The organism is Nocardia sp. NPDC058666, from assembly GCF_042714895.1.
In the GTDB taxonomy this organism is placed as follows: Bacteria; Actinomycetota; Actinomycetes; order Mycobacteriales; family Mycobacteriaceae; genus Nocardia.
In genome coordinates this window covers 1-16,262 of record NZ_JBHXRY010000007.1, presented here as the reverse complement: position 1 = coordinate 16,262, position 16,262 = coordinate 1, and the positions used below count along the sequence as shown (strand labels likewise).

The window sequence follows — 16,262 nt, the reverse complement described above, 5'->3', positions numbered from 1 at the left end:
ATTCACCACCTCCGATAAACGGATCACCGTCAGATACACCGTGACGAACCGGCGATCCGAACCCCTCTATGTCGCCGCCCGCATCCCCGATCCCGACGGCGGTTACGGAGTACCGCAGCACTACGTCATCCCGCGAAGCGACGGCGTTGTGGAGATCAGCAAACGATTCTTCCGAGTCGTCGATTGCCCCGTCCTACGAGCGAGACCGGTCCCAGTTGCAACATTCCTCCGAGTCGAACCTGGCGCAACTCTCACTGAGCAGTTCCCAGTCGCGCTACCCCTGACCACAATTCATCCCGAAGGGCCACTCAACAACGGCGAGCTCGCCCCCATGCCCGCTCGCCCGGATCGCATCGTCTTCTGCGTCGGCCTGGTACCCCCGGTGCCCGCGGACCCGAAGCCGTTCGAGGAAGACGGGGAACAACGGTACGGCTACCGCGATTTCGACACCGATGCCCAAACCCACCTCTGCAGCGACTTGCAGCCGCTGTGACGCTGTTGGACCGACGACGTTCGAATCGGCGATTCCTGACGTTGGGTCGCCTCTCGGCGGTCTGTAATCGCGGACCAGCAGAGCTCGGTTGCATTCACCGCGCAGACTTGCCATTCGCCGCAAGCCAGTCCTGCAGATCCGAATGAGACGGCCGATGCTCGAAGGCTTGCTCGTATGCCTGGGCCAGCGCAGCACTGTCGTCCGGTTCGGAGAAGTCGATCTCGTCGACCGACACGTCCAGCACCCAGGCGAGGTGTTCGGCGAGACGGCACCGCCTTCGACCCGACGTTGTAGCGCCTCAGCGAGAATCGGCGGCATTGCACTGCTGCTGTCTGAGGATGTCGCCCCGTCGGTGCTCGAAATGCCCAGCTAGTCACCAGTGTCAGCTCGAACCGCAACCGGAGTTGACCGCTTCATAGCGACGGAGTATCGACTTTTTCAACGTGGCCAAACGATTCTTCACCACCACGGTCGAGACCCCGGTCTCCCAGAGGAACCGCGCGAGCTCCTGCTCGCCCATCGACTGCCAGTCATGCTGTCTGACAAGCTCTTCCGGTAGCAGCAGGTTCGCCGCGAACTCGTCGGCAGGAAGCTCTTCGGCCTCACCGGGAACATGGTCGCCCGCGTGATGCCCGAGAGCCAGATGTGCGAGCTCGTGCGCCAACGACCAATTGCTCCGAAACCAATTGGGGGGTTTTAGTGAACCGTGATCCGAGCCGGTTCCGGTAGGCAGCGCGGACGCTCGTCGGTATACCAGCCATACTCGATGGCACTGAGCCAACCGTTCTCGACCCACAGGATGAGCTCGCCGATCGGTGATCCGCTGTTGTCGGTGACCGTTGCGTTAGCGAAGATCCCATCGGTGGACGTGACCGCCTGCACTCCCCCTCGCACGGCCAGATCGACGCTGGGCGACCCGGCACCCCACGTCGCGACGACTTCCGAATCGGGGATCTGCGCGCGGAACTCGTCGGCACCCGCGCCGCCGACGGACAGTAGTTCAGTGAGGACAACTGACTCGAGATCGGTCAGTGGCCGTGGATGAATGGGCGTGCTGCTCATCGACTTCCTCGTTGGAAATAGCGATTTTCGACGCTAATCTTCGCAGGGGCTGGGGACCACAGACTCGGCACCAGATAACCGGCACGTGTTGTCGGTGCCCCGGCGTAGTCTCCTGCATGTCGGCGTTGCGGTGACCAATCGGAGGTTCGCGATGGATGTGCTGCTCGGAATCGGGACACGTAAGGGCTTGTTTTTGGCTCGTAGTCGGGATGGGCGGGCGAGTTGGACGGTGTCGGCGCCGCAGTTTCCGGTGGCGGACGTGAAGGCGTTGGCGATTGATACTCGGCGGGGGACGCCTCGGGTGCTTGCGGGGGTGTTGAACAGTCATTTCGGGCCGACGTTGGTGGTCAGTGATGATCTCGGGCAGACGTGGAGCGAGCCCGATGACGCGCCGCTGGCGTTTCCCGAGGACACCGGGGCTGCGCTGCAAGGGGTTTGGCAGATTACGCCGGCCACCGAGGCCGAGCCGGACGTGGTGTACGCGGGGGTGGAGCCGTCGGCGTTGTTCCGGTCGGGCGATCAGGGGCGGACGTTCGAGCTGGTCAGGGGGTTGTGGGAGCATCCGCATCGGACGCAGTGGGCGCCTGGTGGTGGTGGGTTGGCTTTGCATACGGTGTTGCCGCATCCGGTCGATACGCAACGGATGGCGGTGGCGATGTCGACGGGTGGGGTGTATCAGACCGACGACGGTGGGCAGTCGTGGACGCCGACGAACAAGGGGGTCACCGCGGATTTCATGCCTGGTGAGCTGCCGGAATGGGGGCAGTGTGTGCACAAGGTTGCCCTGGACGCCGAGACGCCCAGCACCATGTACCTGCAGAACCATGGCGGTGTATTCCGCAGTACCGACGCGGGCGTGAGCTGGCAGTCCATCGACGCCGGGTTACCGCCCTCCAACTTCGGCTTTCCGATCGTCACGCATCCGCGCAAGCCCGGCGTGATCTACACGTTCCCGCTGGTGGCGGACATGGACCGCTTCCGCTTCCCGCCCGACGCCACTTGCGCGGTCTATCGCAGCGAGGACGGCGGCGAGACTTGGGCGCAGCTCACCGACGGACTCCCGAAGGTCCCGTTCTGGGCGGCGGTCATGCGCGACGCCATGTGCACCGACGACGCCGACCCGACCGGCATCTACTTCGGCACCCGCAACGGCGAAGTGTATTGCAGCGCAGACGAAGGCGACCACTGGCAGCTGGTGGCCGACAAGCTGCCCGACGTGCTGTGCGTGCGCGCCGCGGTCATCGGATAACGCGGTGGCTCGCGTGTGTTTGCCCTCGATGCTGCGCACCTACGTCGACGGCGCCAAAGAACTCGACATCGACGGGGCGACCCTGCAGCAGGTCCTCGATACGCTGCGCGAACGATCGCCCGGATTGGAGCGCCGACTCCGCGACGAACGCGGAGCCTTACGCCGGTACGTGAACTTCTATATCGACGGCGACGAGTGTCGCCTGCTCGACGGCCAGGACACCGCGGTCCACGCGGGCACCGAGGTGATGATCATTCCGTCGGTCGCCGGCGGGTGATCGAGCCTCAATCGTCCCCATCGACCGATGCCAAATGCGGCTCGAGCTCGGCGACCAGACTCTGTTTGCCGCCGAATCCGATCACACGGTGAATCTCCTTGCCGTCCTTGAACATCAGCATCGCCGGGATGCCTCGGAAGTCGAACCGCTCCCAGATACCGTCGAACTGATCGACGTCGATCTTTCGGATCGCGATCCGTCCGGCCCACTGCTGTGCCAAGTCCGCGAGGACCGGCGTGACCTGGCGGCACGGCCCGCACCACGCGGCCCAGAAATCGACCAGCAGCGGGATGCCCGTCGAACTCTGCGCGTCGATGTCGTCGGGGGTGATGGCGGGAAGTTTGTCGCGGGCGGCGATGTACTCTGCCTGCTGCTCGGCTTCTTCGGCAAGTACTTCCGCGGAAACCCGCTCGCCGTTGGCGCGTACCCAACTGGTGAACTCGTCGAAGCGAGGACCTGGTGCGTCGTGTTCGCCGGTCGCGTCCGAGACCGCGGCGGTCAGTGCCTGCACCGCCTGGCCCAGATGTTCGCCGCTGCCTTCGAGCTCGAACGCGCGCACCGTGACGGTATCGCCTTCACGGTGTAGTTCGCTGTTCTGCCAGAGGCGGACCATGTATTGCTCGTCATCGGTGATGCGCCACCGCACCATGTTTCCGCGTACCTTCGCCAGGTCGAGAGCGGCTACTTCCTCGTCCGACAGGCGGGAGCCGTGTTCGTGGATGTAGGCGCGGACGTGCTCGAACTCGGGACTGCCAGGACCACCGGCGAACCGCTGCTGCAGTTCGCCGAGCAGTTCCTGGTATACCTCGTCCTCGCTGTCACCTTGCGCATGCAGATCGAACGCCGACCAGAGACCGGAGGTCACGCCGCCGACCTCGTCGATCTCGACGCCTTCCAGCAACTTGACGACGTAAGTGCCATCTCCGGGCAGGTTGATAGTGAACTCGTGACCGCGCTCCATGGGACCCCTCCAGGTGCTCGCGAACGGTCGATCAAAACTATCAGCCTCGGCTCGATCGTGAACGTGATTCCCACGCACGCAACCCTTTTCATAACAATTCCCTACCGCTCGACGCGATGCGGTCGACAGCACGCCCACCATCGGAGCCATAGACTCAGCCGGTGAGTTCGGGTCGTACAGTGATCGACCAGCGTTTCGAATTGATCGAACCGCTGGGTAAAGGCGGAATGGGCACGGTGTGGCGGGCCTATGACGTGGCCTTGCATCGTGAGGTGGCGCTCAAGGAGGTCCGCAACCTCGACGAGTCCAGGACTGATCCGGGCATCCATCGTGAGCGGGTGTTGCGTGAAGCGCGGGCGCTGGCGCGGATCGGACATCCGAATGTGGTTGCGGTGCACCATATCGTCGATTCCGACCAGTACGACCATCCGTGGATCGTGATGGAGTTGGTGCGCGGCCGAGCGCTGTCGGACGTGCTGGCCGACGGTTCGTTGCCGCCGCGGCAGGTCGCCGCGCTGGGGCGGGGAATTCTGGGGGCGCTGCGGGCCGCGCACGCGGCCGGTGTGCTGCATCGCGACGTGAAACCCGCGAATGTGATTGTCCGCGAGGATGGTTCGCCGGTCTTGACCGACTTCGGCATCGCCGCCATCACCGGGATGACCGCCCTCACTTCCACGGGCAGCGTGGTCGGGTCGCTGGACTATGTCGCGCCGGAACGGCTGCAGGGGATCGAAGGGAATCCGGCGTCGGATCTGTGGTCGCTGGGTCTGGTGCTGTATTTCGCGGTGGAGGGGCATCAGCCGATGCGGCGGGATTCCGCGGTCGCGACGCTGGCCGCCGTGATCAGCGGTCAGGTGCCCACTCCCCAGCGGGCGGGTCCGCTGTCGGGGGTGTTGGGTGCGTTGCTCGTCGCGGATCCGAGTCGGCGGCCCGATCCCGCGCAGTTGGACGTGATGCTGGCCGAGGTCGCTGAACGGACCACAATCGGCCCACCGCTGTCGAACCCCCAATATCCGCTGCCACCACAGACATTCGCCACGTCGTGGCCGGGATCGGGCCAACAGCAGTTCCCCACACCGTGGCCGGAATCGGCCGGTTCAACGGGTGTGGTTGAGCACCGCAAGCCTGCACCGCCGGTCCGACGCTGGGGCATCCTCGCCGCGGCGGGCGCGACCGCCATCGTCATCGCGCTGACGGTGGTGCTGCTGCTTCGCCCGGATAGTTCGGTGTCCGCCACCGAAACCCCGCCCTCCGAAACCACAGTGCAGACGTCCGCGGGCCCACTCACCCCGAAACCTTCGGCAGGCCAGGTCGCGAATCTGCACGATCCCAAAAACCTGCGAACCGCGCTGACCGCACTCGAATCAGCCGCCGGCGGAACCCTGTTCACCAGAACCACCATCTACCCGACCTTCATCTCCACCGGCGCCCCCGTGCCGACCCGCCCGAGCGTGTACGACGAGTTCTCCTACCGCGACGGCGCAGCCACCCGCACCGGCCCCGGCGGCGACCTGTCCGAACCCACCGTGGCGCTGGGCATCTTCAACTGGGACGCCCTCCCCGAACTGTTCCGCGTCGCCGAACGCGACCTCGGCGTCCCCGCCCCCACCTCCCGCTACCTCATCGTCGACCCGGCCTGGACGTTCAACAACGACCGCCCGACCTTGCTGGTCTACGTCGCCGACGAGTACGGCGGCGGTTATCTCGCCGCCGACGCCGACGGCACAGTTGTCGACAAGATCCCCCGATGACAATCCCACCGCGGACACCGACGTGATGGCGCGCACCGACCAGCGGATCAATCAGCGTGGGAGCATTCGAGCATCAATTCAGAACGGTCCAGACATTGGTGTCCGGGCCATCACCGAGGCAGAGCATTTCCGCACCGCCGGGCGACATCGCTACGCCCGCACCCACCTCGCAGGCAGCGCCCGGGGTGCGGGTGCCGAGCAGCGGCACAGACTGCACCCATTTCGCGGTCGGCCCGCCTGCCTTGGTGCACCTGAGGGTGCCGCCGTCCTCGGCAGTGGCGTAGCCGTCACCGGGCAACGTGCACGGGACACCGACTGCGGGGGTTGCCTTCTTCGGTACGGACACCGTGGCAGTTGCTGCTGGGGTGGCGCTTTCGGGGACGAACTCCGGGGTGGTGGTGACGGGGGTCGGCGAAGCAGCGGCCGATGGCGCAGGAGTCATCGTGGCGAGTGCCGGTGCGACCGCGAGCGGAATCGTCACATTTGACGGTGCCGCGGTGACGAAACGCGGCGCGTCCATCGGGGCACTTTCATCCTGGACCAGCGGAACAAACTGCAGCGCAACCATTTCAGGTAGCGCTTGCACCACGGACCAGCCCGCAACGGTGGTGCCAGCCTTCGGAAACGCGCTGTAGGAGAACGTATCCAGGCAAGCGTTGGTGAGCACGGCGTATTCAGTTCGCTGTGTAATCCCGGCACGATCGACGGTACTGAGCAGCCATTGGTCAGGGGTTGCCAATCGGCTGGTACCCGTGCTCTCGATCTGGGCCCGAACAGCCAAAGCGACGCGCCCCGGAACCGGGTCGGTCACGCACTCCGCGGGTACGAGCGCCACGTCAGTGAACGTGATGCTGCCGACCTGTGCCCCGCTCGCCGCATCGGTGAACGCGAAGCGAGTGCCGAGCCCGGACGTCGGCGCGACGCTGGTCGCCGACGCGGTGGCCGCTGTGGGCACCTCGGCACTTCCACACCCGGTTGCCCCAGACACAACGGCCACGACCGCAATCGGCATCAGATATCGCTGCATGAATGAAATCTCCTCGTACGGAAGCGAACTGAGGATCGTCGCACGATGCGGCACTGCTCCGGAAATGCATCAACGACATGACCGCAGCCAACCAGAATCCGCCCGCGCTGGGCCGTCCGATCGAGCTTTGTAGTAGCGACTCCTACCCGCAACGAAGATCGTCGAGCAGCAGACCGAGGATGGCCTCCTCGTGGAGATCGCGCCCGTGCCGCTCCCACAGTTGGCGCAGTGTGGCCGCTTCGGGTGCTGCGACACCGAAATGTCCGGCGTAGGTGACCGGGTCGAATCGCCACAACTCGGCGTCGGGGGCAGCCGAACGCACTGCGCTGACGATCACGAAACCTGCCCGGTCCACGTCGGCACGGGTACGAACGGCGACACCCGCTTCGGCGGTGCCGGTGAGCAGGTCGATCGCGGCCAGCGCTGGAATGCCGTCGGTGCAGATCAACGGTGCGCAGTCGGGGCCGAGTTCGTCGGCGGCGGCTTCGACGACGGTCGGGTTCTCGCAGACGAACACCTGACGCGGGATCGGCTCGAACCTCCACTGCCCCAGCATGTCTCGCAGGGTGAGCCATACCGGGACGCCAGGCCGGGCCCGCGCGGTGATGTCGAGGGGCAGGTTCAGGGTGAGTACCCGTGAGGACACGGTGTCGCACCGCACACCTGCCGACAGCCAGGCCGCACGCCACTCCCGTCCTGGTCGGTTGGGTCGGGCCGTACCGGCGGTGGCCGCGATGAGCCGGGCCACCGCGCGCCCGAGTTCGGTGTCGTAGTCCAGTGCGTGGGCATTGTTCGTCGCTTCCGCGGCCACCTGACCAAGCCGCTTGCCCTGACCTGCCCAGGGCAGCAGCGGCCATACCCGCGCGATCTGTTCGGCAAGGTCGGCGCACGCCCCCGTGCCTGCACGGGGCGACGCTGGCGAAGCCAGCCAAGCCTCAACGATCGGTTCGCTCAGCCCCGCCGTGCGCAATGTGGTTAGCGCCAACTGCTGTTCGGCGGCGACGATAGCCTGTTCAGCGGCGGCGACCTCGCGCCGCACCGGCAGCGGCGCACCGTCGAGCATTTCCACGAACTCCGCGATGCCGAACCCATGCTCGGACAGGGCCTGACCGAGCGCGGTGACAGTGACCGCGCGACCCGAAACCTCCCACTTGGTGCCGAGCAACCGGGCGACCTGACGTCGTTGTTCCGCGGACAGCTCAACCTTGAGCGGACCGCTACTGAGCTGACCGCCACGATGCACCCGACGGCGAACCGCGTGCAGAACCCGCTGCGGCCCAGCCAGCGCGGCCCACTCGCGCAGGCCGTCGGGAGGTTCGCGATCAGCCATCGAGGGCGAACAGCCCGACGCTCAGGTCGGCGGGCTCGGACGGGTCGCCGCCGAGACGGTCGACATCCATGTGGTGCAACGTGCCGCCGCACCACAAATACGACATGACGTCGACGCCGGGCAGGTGGCGTTCCCTGGCGAGGTCATAGACCGCGACCGCGGGCACGGACGGATAGGTGCACCACTCGTCGTGCGCGGTCAGCATGATGTCAAGCTCGAAATCCACGGTCAATCCCATGAACTGGGCCTTGACCTGCCCATCGACGCCGCTCATCGCCTCATCCAGCCACACCCAGCGTGGTGCGTGCTCAGCGGCCGCGTCGTAGGCGACCACCGCGGCCGCGAACAACGGCTGTGAGAGCAACACCACCTTCTCGCCGCCGGACTTGGCACCGTGGCGGGCCGCGTCGAACACCGCCCACGAGTTGGTGGCACCCGGCCGGTATTGCAGGGTGATCTTGAGCCAACTGCGATAGTCCAGGGCTTTAGTCAGCTGCTGTTTCCAGTCGGCGGCGGAGTCGGAATCCGCTTCGGCGCGGGCGGTTTCGATTCTGCGGGTGAGGAATTCGCGCACCATGACCTGGCGGTCGGACGAGAGTTGGCCGTAGCCGCGCCCGAGTGCGTCGACCACAGCCGCCGCATCGGGGTCGGTGGGATCGGCCACCCAGTTCACGCGCACCGCGTGGCCCTGTCGAGTCGGGCGGGTGACGAGCAGGTCGTTGATTCGGGTGAAAGTTCTCGTCGTGTAGTCGAGTCGGTCCTTGAGGTGCTCGATGAAAGCCGAGCCGAGCAGGGTGGCCAGCACCTGCTGTTGTTCGGCGTCGTAGCCGGCGCGCTGGTCGAGCACTTGCTGGGCGAGGGTATCGGCCGCGGCGGGCGGGGACTGGAAACCGGTCGCGGCACCGGTGTGGATCTGCACCCGCGGCAGGGTGAATTCCTCCTCGTCGGTGACGCGGGCATCCTGCTGTGGGAGCAGTAGCTGGCGCAGTTCCTCGAGGTGCTGCAGGCACTGTCGCCAGGCCCGGTCTGGATCGGGGGCGTCTTTGCCCTCGGCGACATCCCTGCGTACCAGGGCCGCGAACTCCCTGGCCGAGGCGACATTTCGACGTTCGGCGGGGTCGCCGGTGATGGCGGCGCCGAGTCCGTCGTCGACGGCCAGCCACAGTGCGGTCATCGCGTTGTCGCGACGCTGCTCAGCCTCGGCGCGGTTGCGTTCATGCGCGTGCAGGGTTGTTTCGGCGATCTGGGCCGCGGTGCGGGCGTGGGCGACTTCGGTGTCGAGGCGATCGCGGGCGACCTCCAACTCTTCGCGGCGCTGCTCGAATTCGGTTTTGCGGTCGAGTTGTTCGCGCTCGGTGGTGCCGACCGCGGCGACGGCAGTGCGCACCCGCACCTGCAGTTGGCGCGCGTCTTCGGTGAGGGTGGTCAGCTCCGCCGCGGTGTTCTCGGCCTCCGCTTTGCGCTCTTCGAGCTGGCCGCGACTCTCGGCGCTCGTCTCCTCCCGCAGGGCCAGTGTCTGAACTGCGGTACCCAGGCGCTCGAGACAAGTGCCGAAGTGGGTGAGGGCAGTGCCTTGGGCATCGAGATCGGTCAGCCGGAAACGGTGCGCGCTCGCGTATTCGGCGAATTCGGCGCGGGCTCGATCACGAATAAGTATGTCCGCGTTGTGCTTTCGTTCGAATTCGACAAGCTCGGCACGACGCAGGTCCAGACCACGGCAGCGGTCGGCCCAGCGCACTACCGCGCCTGCCAACGCCCGCTCAGCACGCACCGGCAAGGCCGCTTCCTCTGTCGCGGCCTGAGCCAATGCCGCTGTAGTCGTGCCGATCTCGTCGTCGAACGCGTCGAGTCGTGCAGTGAGGTCGGCTTGTTCGGCCTCGAGCTCACGGATCTGGCGCAACCGCCGAGCTTCCTGCGCCGCGGCACCCAGGTAGGACGCTGGTCCGACCGGTTCCGCCCGGCCCCCCAAGGGACCGATGCGCCACGCACCGTTGGCGGCGAACCCATCGCCCTCGGGGCGCTCGACGGCTCCGGGCCCACACCAGCCGAACCGGTCGAGTACCCGCGCGACCATCTCCGGCATGACGCCACCAGCTGCGACCGGTTCCAGCACCGCGGCCAATGTCACTGTCGCAGTGGAGGTTCCGTCTTGTACCGCGATGCCGAGCTCGGAGTCACCGAAGTCGACGGTCCCGTCCGGTCGGACCCAGGCATCCAGCAGCCCGGACGCGGCGAGCGCCGCTTCCAGCCGAGCGAGGACCTCACCGGAGCACTGCTCGGCCGGATTCACCAGCCGCCACAGCGGTGCGCCCAGTCCCGCCGACAGTTCAGGACGGCCACGACGCGACCAGCGCTGTGGTGCGGGCGGCGGCTCCTCCGTGCGGTTGCGCGCCGCGGTCAGGTTGGACTCGACCTCGGCGGCGCGGTCAGCGACCGGTTTGCGGTCCATCCGCAGCCGCTGCTCGCGATCGGCCACGAGCTGGCGGCGGCCCCTCAGGTGGGCACGCAATTCGTCCACGACAGACAGGTGGGCGGGCACGCCATCGTCGACGGCTGTCATCTCCGCGATCAGCTCGCCATACCTCGCCAACTGGTGGTCGTCACACGGTGCGATGCGCGCGGCCGCCGACCAGGCCCGCACCTCGTCGTCGAGGGCGCTTGCCGCTGTGCGAGCCTCGGCGAGCGCGGTGTCGCCCTCGGCTGCTGCCATGTCGACGACCCCTGCCGCGCTCTCCACCTTTTGCGCGGAAAGCTCGGCGGTGAGATCCGCTCTTCGCTGGGTCTCGAACAACTCGCGAAGATGGGCGAAACGGTCTGTGCGCGAACGATATTCACCTGAAAGCGCAGTGACATCACGCACGACCAGGTGCCGGGTAGTGGCCTCAGCCAAGCCCGCTGGTTCGGCGGCACCCGTCACCTCACGTGCGGCGGTCTCGACGGCGCCACGCGCATTCTCCGCCTTCTGTTCGGATTCGGCGGATTTGTCGGCGGCGCGGCCAACCGCGGCCATCTCACGGTCATATCTGAGCTTGGTGGCATCGGCTGACTGCTGAGTGCTCGCCGCCGACCGGCGTAGTTCCTCGATGCGAGTGTTCATCGCGACCGCGTCGCGGTAGCTCCGCGACTCCAATAGTTCCCGCAACGCGGTGTCGGTGGTTCGATAGTCGGTCTTGGTCTGGTCCAGCTCGTCGTTCGCACGCCGCAGGGTGGTCCCCGCCTTGACCAGCGCCGTCTCAGCGGCCTTCTTGTCCGCGGTCGTGCCATCGAGTCGCGTAGTGGCCGAGGCCATCTCGTCGGCGCGGGTCCGCAGCACCGCACGGGCCCACGGCTGCCAGCCGCGCTTGACGAAGCTCGCCACCGCGGTCGCGGCGTCCTCGGCGCGCTGCACTGCCAACCGCAATTGCTCCAGCCGCTCCCAGCCGTCGGCGAGCTGATCGACCTCATGAGTTGCCAATGGCGGCAAGGCGTCTCGCAGTGCGGCGGCCAGCGAAGCTGGATTCAGTCGCTCACCCAGCTTGGGTTTGCGCAATTGCTTGAGCAGTTCGGTCAGGTTGTCATAAGACTCGCTACTGAGCCCGAACAGCTCGTCAGCCAGTCGGGCCCGGTACGCAGTCGCGTTAGGCGGCAAGGAGATTCCGTCGATCTTTTTCAAGGTCGCGGCGTCGATCGCGCGCCCGGCCACACGGAGCTTGAAATCTCGACCGGGGCGACGGCGGGTCACGAAATGCCAGGTAGTCACCGGAACCGAACCGGAACCGGCGCGAGCGCTGGCCCCCAGTCCGCAGACAAAGTACTGCGCCGCGCCTGCCTCATCGATCCGACCGAACTCCACCCAGGCGTAGCCCAGGCCCGCGTCGGCGGCCGGGCGCGGATCGTCGCCCTCACCGGTGGGCAACAGGTTGAATCGCATGGTGCGATGCTGGGAGCCGAACGGGTCGAGTACCGACGGGGAGATCTCGCCGCGCAACAGCAGCAGGGTCGTCAGTTCGAGCACCTTCGTCTTGCCAGCACCGTTACCCCCGCGCAACACCAAACGTCCATCAGCAAACCAGAATTCGGCGTCGTCGTACTCCCATAGGTTGGCGATACCCACCCGCAGCGGCTGCCAGCGGGACCGCCGGGGTTCGGGCAACCCACCGGTCTGCGCGGCCCGCAACCACTCCGGCGCAGCGTCCTGGTCGTGCCATCCGGTGACCGGCTCAGTCATTGTTGCCTTCCTCGATGCGCGCGGTGACCGCCAGCACCTGCGGATTACGGAAACGGGCCGCGGGCGGCATGACCCGCCAGCGACCCTCGCCACTTGGCCGAATCAGGTCGAGCGCCCCGAGTAACTCCAGTACTCGTTCGCGGCGTTGGCTATCGGTCTTGATCTCCGCGGTGATCGCCTTCGGGTGACGCACCGCGACCTCGGCCACGGCGGCGGCCACGTCGGTCTCGGTGACCGTACCGGTGTCCGCCTGGCACCGGAATAGCTCGTCCAACACCAGCAAAGCAGCGAAGTCGACGGCCCGCAACCGGGGAAACGGCAGGTCGGTACCGCCCTCGTCAGCGGCGATCAGCGCCAGGCCCTCGGACCGCTGCTCCACGGTCCACCCCGTCATCTCCGCACACCACCCCACGATCCGGGACCGCTGATGGATCAAATACGCCCGTTCTGGTTCGGTGAGATCCTGATACAGGCACACCGGCAACTCAACCAGCCGACGCATCACCGCGAACCGTTCCGCGGCTTCGTGCACCACCGGGCCGCGCTCCCCCAACGCCGCGGCCAACGATGCCGGATCGATCATGCGCAACAACATCTCTCGGCGAACCTCGTAGGTGCGGCCGATCCGGTCAGCACGCCGAGCCCAGCCGTCACCGGACTCGCCGCCGACACCGACCGGGGCCAGCGCGCCCGTCGTGACCAACAGATCGACCGCGGCCGCGAACAGCTTGCGCTCGGCGAAGCGGTCCGGTTCGTAGACGGCGACGCCGACATCGGGGCGATTCGACAGCACCCGCACCCGATCCGACAGGTCCTGAGTGGTCGTGATGTCCTCCGCGTCCTCCGCGGCAGCGCCGGCTAGCAGCGTGAGGACCAGGGTCCGCCGAGATGGTGGATCGACCCGCTCTGGCGCGATTACGGTGTCCCCCAAGGGAAGCCGAAACAGTCGAGCGGCGGAGTCGGTGACCACGAGCCGGTAGCCCAGGCGGTGACTGAACCAGGTCATCAACTCTGAGCGGTGGCGCCGGTCATTGACCAGGGCGAACAGGTCACGATCTTGTTTACGGTCGAGCACCGGGTTGGCCAGTAGCGCGGTGAACGCGCGTCTGCGGTCGACCTCGTCGCGGGTTGGGGTCACCGGTCGGCCCGCCGGCTGTCGGCCGAAGCCAGCTCGAAATGCCAGTTGCGGGTGATGAATCGACCATCCGGGGTGTACAAGGTGGCCATCGACTCATCGTCGGGTGAGGTGAAGTTGACCTGCCAGCGGCCATCCTCGGTGACCGCCGACCGCGCGGCACCACCGCGCGCAACCGACAGCAAGTCTCGAAGGAACCCGAACTCTTGCTCCGACAACGGTTCCCAATCAACCATTGATGTACCCGAGCGCGCCGACAGCGTCGCCTCGGCCTGCCGTTGCGCTGCCAGCGCCGCCGCTCTCGCCTGCCGCGCGGCCGATCGCCCCGCTGCGTTGTCGATCGCCGCCGGGCGTTTACCGACCGCCGCGCGATGGCCATGTTCGCGGAACCGGGCGGTGATCGGGGCAGGCGCGGCATCGGCCCACGCGGACGCGTTGTCCTCCGACGCCTCGGCTGCGATCAGGAAATGCCGAGCGGCGAACACCCCGGTCGCGGTGTCCCACATCCGCACAGCCGTACGGTCGTCGGGTGCCTGCTCGATGGCCTGGGCCAAGGTCAGCAGTTCACCGCGTCGACTCAGGGCACCACCGGTGTCCATCAGGATGTGCATGTTGCGCGCCCACGGTGCCACCAGATCACGCAACTGCTTGCGCAGCCTGCGCGCCTGACCATCCGCACCAGCGAACCACTCCCGCAACGCATTCCAGGTATGCACCCACCGCTGCAGCTGACGCTGCACCAGCTCATCGGCGGCGTCCTCGGCCAACGCGCCCCGCACACAGGCTTGCCACACTGGCGTCGTCAGTTGAGGGCCGAGCTCCGCGATCAGGTCCGCCACCGCCGGGGTGTGGATGTCGACCTGTTCGCCCCACATTCCGATATAGGACTGCAGCGTGCGCCACAGCACGTCCTGCTTGTCGGGATCCGGCCCGCCCGACAAGGCGTGGGCCAGACTGCGTTGCCACGACCGCGCCGCCACCGCCATTCCGTGATGCAAGGTGATGATCTGCTGGAATTCCGAGGCCGCCGCGGGATAGTTGCGGTCGGCGATCGCCTCGGCGAAGGCCGACAAACGATCGCGGATGGCGCGCGGCGCGAGGGTGAGGTCGGCCGCCGCGTCTTCCTCCGCCCCCAGCTCCGAACTCCAGAAGGAATGCAGACGTGCCGCGATCGGGGTGAGCTGGTAGCGGTCGCGGCGACGCAGAAAATCCTCGCCGGTCCGGGCAGGTTCCTGCCACCGGGTCAGCACACCCCAGCGCACCAACCGTTCCAGCCGTGCTTCGAGCGCGAACCCGTCTGGGTCGGTCAGCCGGTCGGCGACGACCGCGTCGACCCGCTCGCCCAGCCACACCCGCAACGCGGCCGCGACCTCGTCGTAGGAAAGCCCGGTGAGGCTGGTGTCCTGCGCGTCCAGCATCACCTCGACAACGGCGCGATACTGCGCGGCGAACGGGGAAACGAGATAGGCGGGCACAAGGTCCTGCCCGGGGACCCAGGCCGCCCAGGCATCGACGCCCGTCGTTTCGAAAAGCTCGGCCGGTTCGGTCATCGAGCCCACGATACACAGCCATTCCGCCCGGTCAGCGACCGATCCTGGTATTGCGTCAGGTCGGTCGAGACCAACACGAACAGCACAGGGCGAAACCCAGCAATCGCGCCTAACCGCTGACGGAGGACGGGAACGTCGGCAGCTTTGCGAGTTGTTCTCCCGGCTTCATGACGAACGACTTGCCGCTGCAGTCACCGTTTTCCCAGAACGTTTGCGGGACGCTGCTGCCGTTGACGATGGAGCTGGCGCCCCGCGGACCGAGACTGGCAACGCCCAACTCCAGGCAGTTCTCGGGACCGATCGCCGGCACTTCGCCGTGGGGCAGCGAGTGTAGGAGGTCTTTGAAGTCGGGCATACCCCACCAGCAGACCGTCTCGGCGGGGCACGGTTGCGAAAGTGTCGCCGTCGGCGTCCGCGCTGAGATCGGTGCCTTTGTGGTGGGTTTCATCGCAGTAGTCGCAGCCGGAGCGGTCACCTCGGCTGCGGCACCGGGTTGGGCGACCGATGTCGACGGACTACTCACGACGGAGACATCTCCATTCGCATCGGGCTGAAGTGCCATGAAGACGACGGCTGCTCCGACCACGCCTGCCACGAGGAAGCCGCCTGCCACCATCAATCTCACGGTGCGACGATGCTCCTTTGTTCCCTCGCGGCTCTCCTCGGCGTCGCGCCGCCACACGCCGAAATTGGTGCTGGATCTGACTTGGCGCGTGTAAGACTCGTTTCGCGCACTCCGATTCTGGGCGTCGAAGCTGGCACGACCATGGACATATGCCCTCGGTTCGCCCTCATTGGGCGGGAGTTCTTCACTCACACGCACAGGCTAGCGCCAGACGGGCTGGGACAAGCCGAAATTGGGCGATCCTGGGTACAATTTCGACCGACAACGCAAAAAGGCCCCCAACCAATGGTTGGGGGCCTTTCGCAATGATGTTCCGGCAGTGTCCTACTCTCCCACACCCTGTCGAGTGCAGTACCATCGGCGCAGGTGGCCTTAGCTTCCGGGTTCGGAATGGGACCGGGCGTTTCCCCACCGCTATAACTACCGTAACTCTATGAAACTAGACAGCGCTGCCCGATACGATCAAGCCCCATAACTCATGAGACCTGACCAATCAGGTTTGCTGCAGTGTCTGTTGTTTCAGAAACCGCACAGTGGACGCGTAACATCTTCGTTGTAAGCCCTCGGCCTATTAGTACCAGTCACCTACACCAGT

General features: G+C 66.4%; 14 protein-coding genes and 1 rRNA gene. 4 read left to right on the top strand and 11 right to left on the bottom strand.

The features are described 5' to 3' along the window. Positions 1–40: 40 nt before the first annotated feature. Positions 41–493 carry a hypothetical protein gene (locus ACFWVD_RS17740; protein ID WP_379243996.1) on the top strand — a complete coding sequence of 151 codons (453 nt, stop codon included), beginning with the start codon at positions 41–43 and terminating at the stop codon, positions 491–493. Positions 494–587: 94 nt separating this feature from the next. On the opposite strand, the gene ACFWVD_RS17735 is transcribed toward ACFWVD_RS17740, so the two are convergent. The 3 genes from ACFWVD_RS17735 to ACFWVD_RS17725 all read right to left on the bottom strand — a co-directional run bounded on the left by ACFWVD_RS17735 (position 588) and on the right by ACFWVD_RS17725 (position 1,555). Then, entirely contained in the window at positions 588–728 is a 141-nt protein-coding gene (locus ACFWVD_RS17735) for a hypothetical protein (protein ID WP_379243994.1), read from the bottom strand. A gap of 147 nt (positions 729–875) precedes the next feature. After that, positions 876–1,289 (bottom strand): ImmA/IrrE family metallo-endopeptidase, encoded by a 414-nt coding sequence (locus tag ACFWVD_RS17730; RefSeq protein WP_379243992.1) that lies wholly within the window; start codon positions 1,287–1,289, stop codon positions 876–878. Continuing rightward, the gene (locus tag ACFWVD_RS17725; protein ID WP_379243990.1) at positions 1,190–1,555 is read right to left on the bottom strand and encodes a hypothetical protein; all 366 of its coding nucleotides are present in this window, start codon (positions 1,553–1,555) and stop codon (positions 1,190–1,192) included. The genes ACFWVD_RS17730 and ACFWVD_RS17725 overlap by 100 nt, the downstream gene beginning before the upstream one ends. A 151-nt stretch (positions 1,556–1,706) precedes the next feature. On the opposite strand from ACFWVD_RS17725, the gene ACFWVD_RS17720 reads away from it, so the two are divergent. Next, on the top strand, positions 1,707–2,804 hold the full coding sequence (locus ACFWVD_RS17720) for a WD40/YVTN/BNR-like repeat-containing protein (RefSeq protein WP_379243989.1): 1,098 nt from the start codon (positions 1,707–1,709) through the stop codon (positions 2,802–2,804). 13 nt (positions 2,805–2,817) lie between these two features. Next, positions 2,818–3,081, top strand: coding sequence for a MoaD/ThiS family protein (locus ACFWVD_RS17715; protein WP_379243987.1), 264 nt, complete (start codon positions 2,818–2,820; stop codon positions 3,079–3,081). 7 nt (positions 3,082–3,088) lie between these two features. Here ACFWVD_RS17715 and ACFWVD_RS17710 read toward each other — a convergent pair whose 3' ends face one another. Further along, complete coding sequence (locus ACFWVD_RS17710) at positions 3,089–4,042, bottom strand: thioredoxin family protein (RefSeq protein WP_379243985.1); 954 nt, start codon at positions 4,040–4,042, stop codon at positions 3,089–3,091. A gap of 161 nt (positions 4,043–4,203) precedes the next feature. Between ACFWVD_RS17710 and ACFWVD_RS17705 the strand changes: the two genes are divergently transcribed. Next, positions 4,204–5,793 (top strand): serine/threonine-protein kinase, encoded by a 1,590-nt coding sequence (locus ACFWVD_RS17705; protein WP_379243983.1) that lies wholly within the window; start codon positions 4,204–4,206, stop codon positions 5,791–5,793. 73 nt (positions 5,794–5,866) lie between these two features. On the opposite strand, the gene ACFWVD_RS17700 is transcribed toward ACFWVD_RS17705, so the two are convergent. The 7 genes from ACFWVD_RS17700 to rrf form a co-directional block, all read right to left on the bottom strand. Continuing rightward, positions 5,867–6,748 (bottom strand): hypothetical protein, encoded by an 882-nt coding sequence (locus ACFWVD_RS17700; protein WP_379243981.1) that lies wholly within the window; start codon positions 6,746–6,748, stop codon positions 5,867–5,869. Between the two features lie 214 nt (positions 6,749–6,962). Beyond that, a complete protein-coding gene (locus tag ACFWVD_RS17695; protein WP_379243979.1) occupies positions 6,963–8,150 on the bottom strand; it encodes a TIGR02679 domain-containing protein in 1,188 nt (395 codons plus the stop codon). Beyond that, on the bottom strand, positions 8,143–12,357 hold the full coding sequence (locus ACFWVD_RS17690) for a TIGR02680 family protein (RefSeq protein ID WP_379243977.1): 4,215 nt from the start codon (positions 12,355–12,357) through the stop codon (positions 8,143–8,145). Before ACFWVD_RS17690 ends, ACFWVD_RS17695 begins: the two co-directional genes overlap by 8 nt. Further along, positions 12,350–13,495 (bottom strand): TIGR02678 family protein, encoded by a 1,146-nt coding sequence (locus tag ACFWVD_RS17685; protein WP_379243975.1) that lies wholly within the window; start codon positions 13,493–13,495, stop codon positions 12,350–12,352. The genes ACFWVD_RS17690 and ACFWVD_RS17685 overlap by 8 nt, the downstream gene beginning before the upstream one ends. Further along, entirely contained in the window at positions 13,492–15,042 is a 1,551-nt protein-coding gene (locus tag ACFWVD_RS17680; protein WP_379243973.1) for a DUF2397 domain-containing protein, read from the bottom strand. The genes ACFWVD_RS17685 and ACFWVD_RS17680 overlap by 4 nt, the downstream gene beginning before the upstream one ends. 109 nt (positions 15,043–15,151) lie before the next feature. After that, positions 15,152–15,859, bottom strand: coding sequence for a hypothetical protein (locus ACFWVD_RS17675; protein ID WP_379243971.1), 708 nt, complete (start codon positions 15,857–15,859; stop codon positions 15,152–15,154). Between the two features lie 119 nt (positions 15,860–15,978). Beyond that, a 5S ribosomal RNA gene (gene rrf, locus ACFWVD_RS17670) occupies positions 15,979–16,095 on the bottom strand. Positions 16,096–16,262 lie beyond the last annotated feature (167 nt).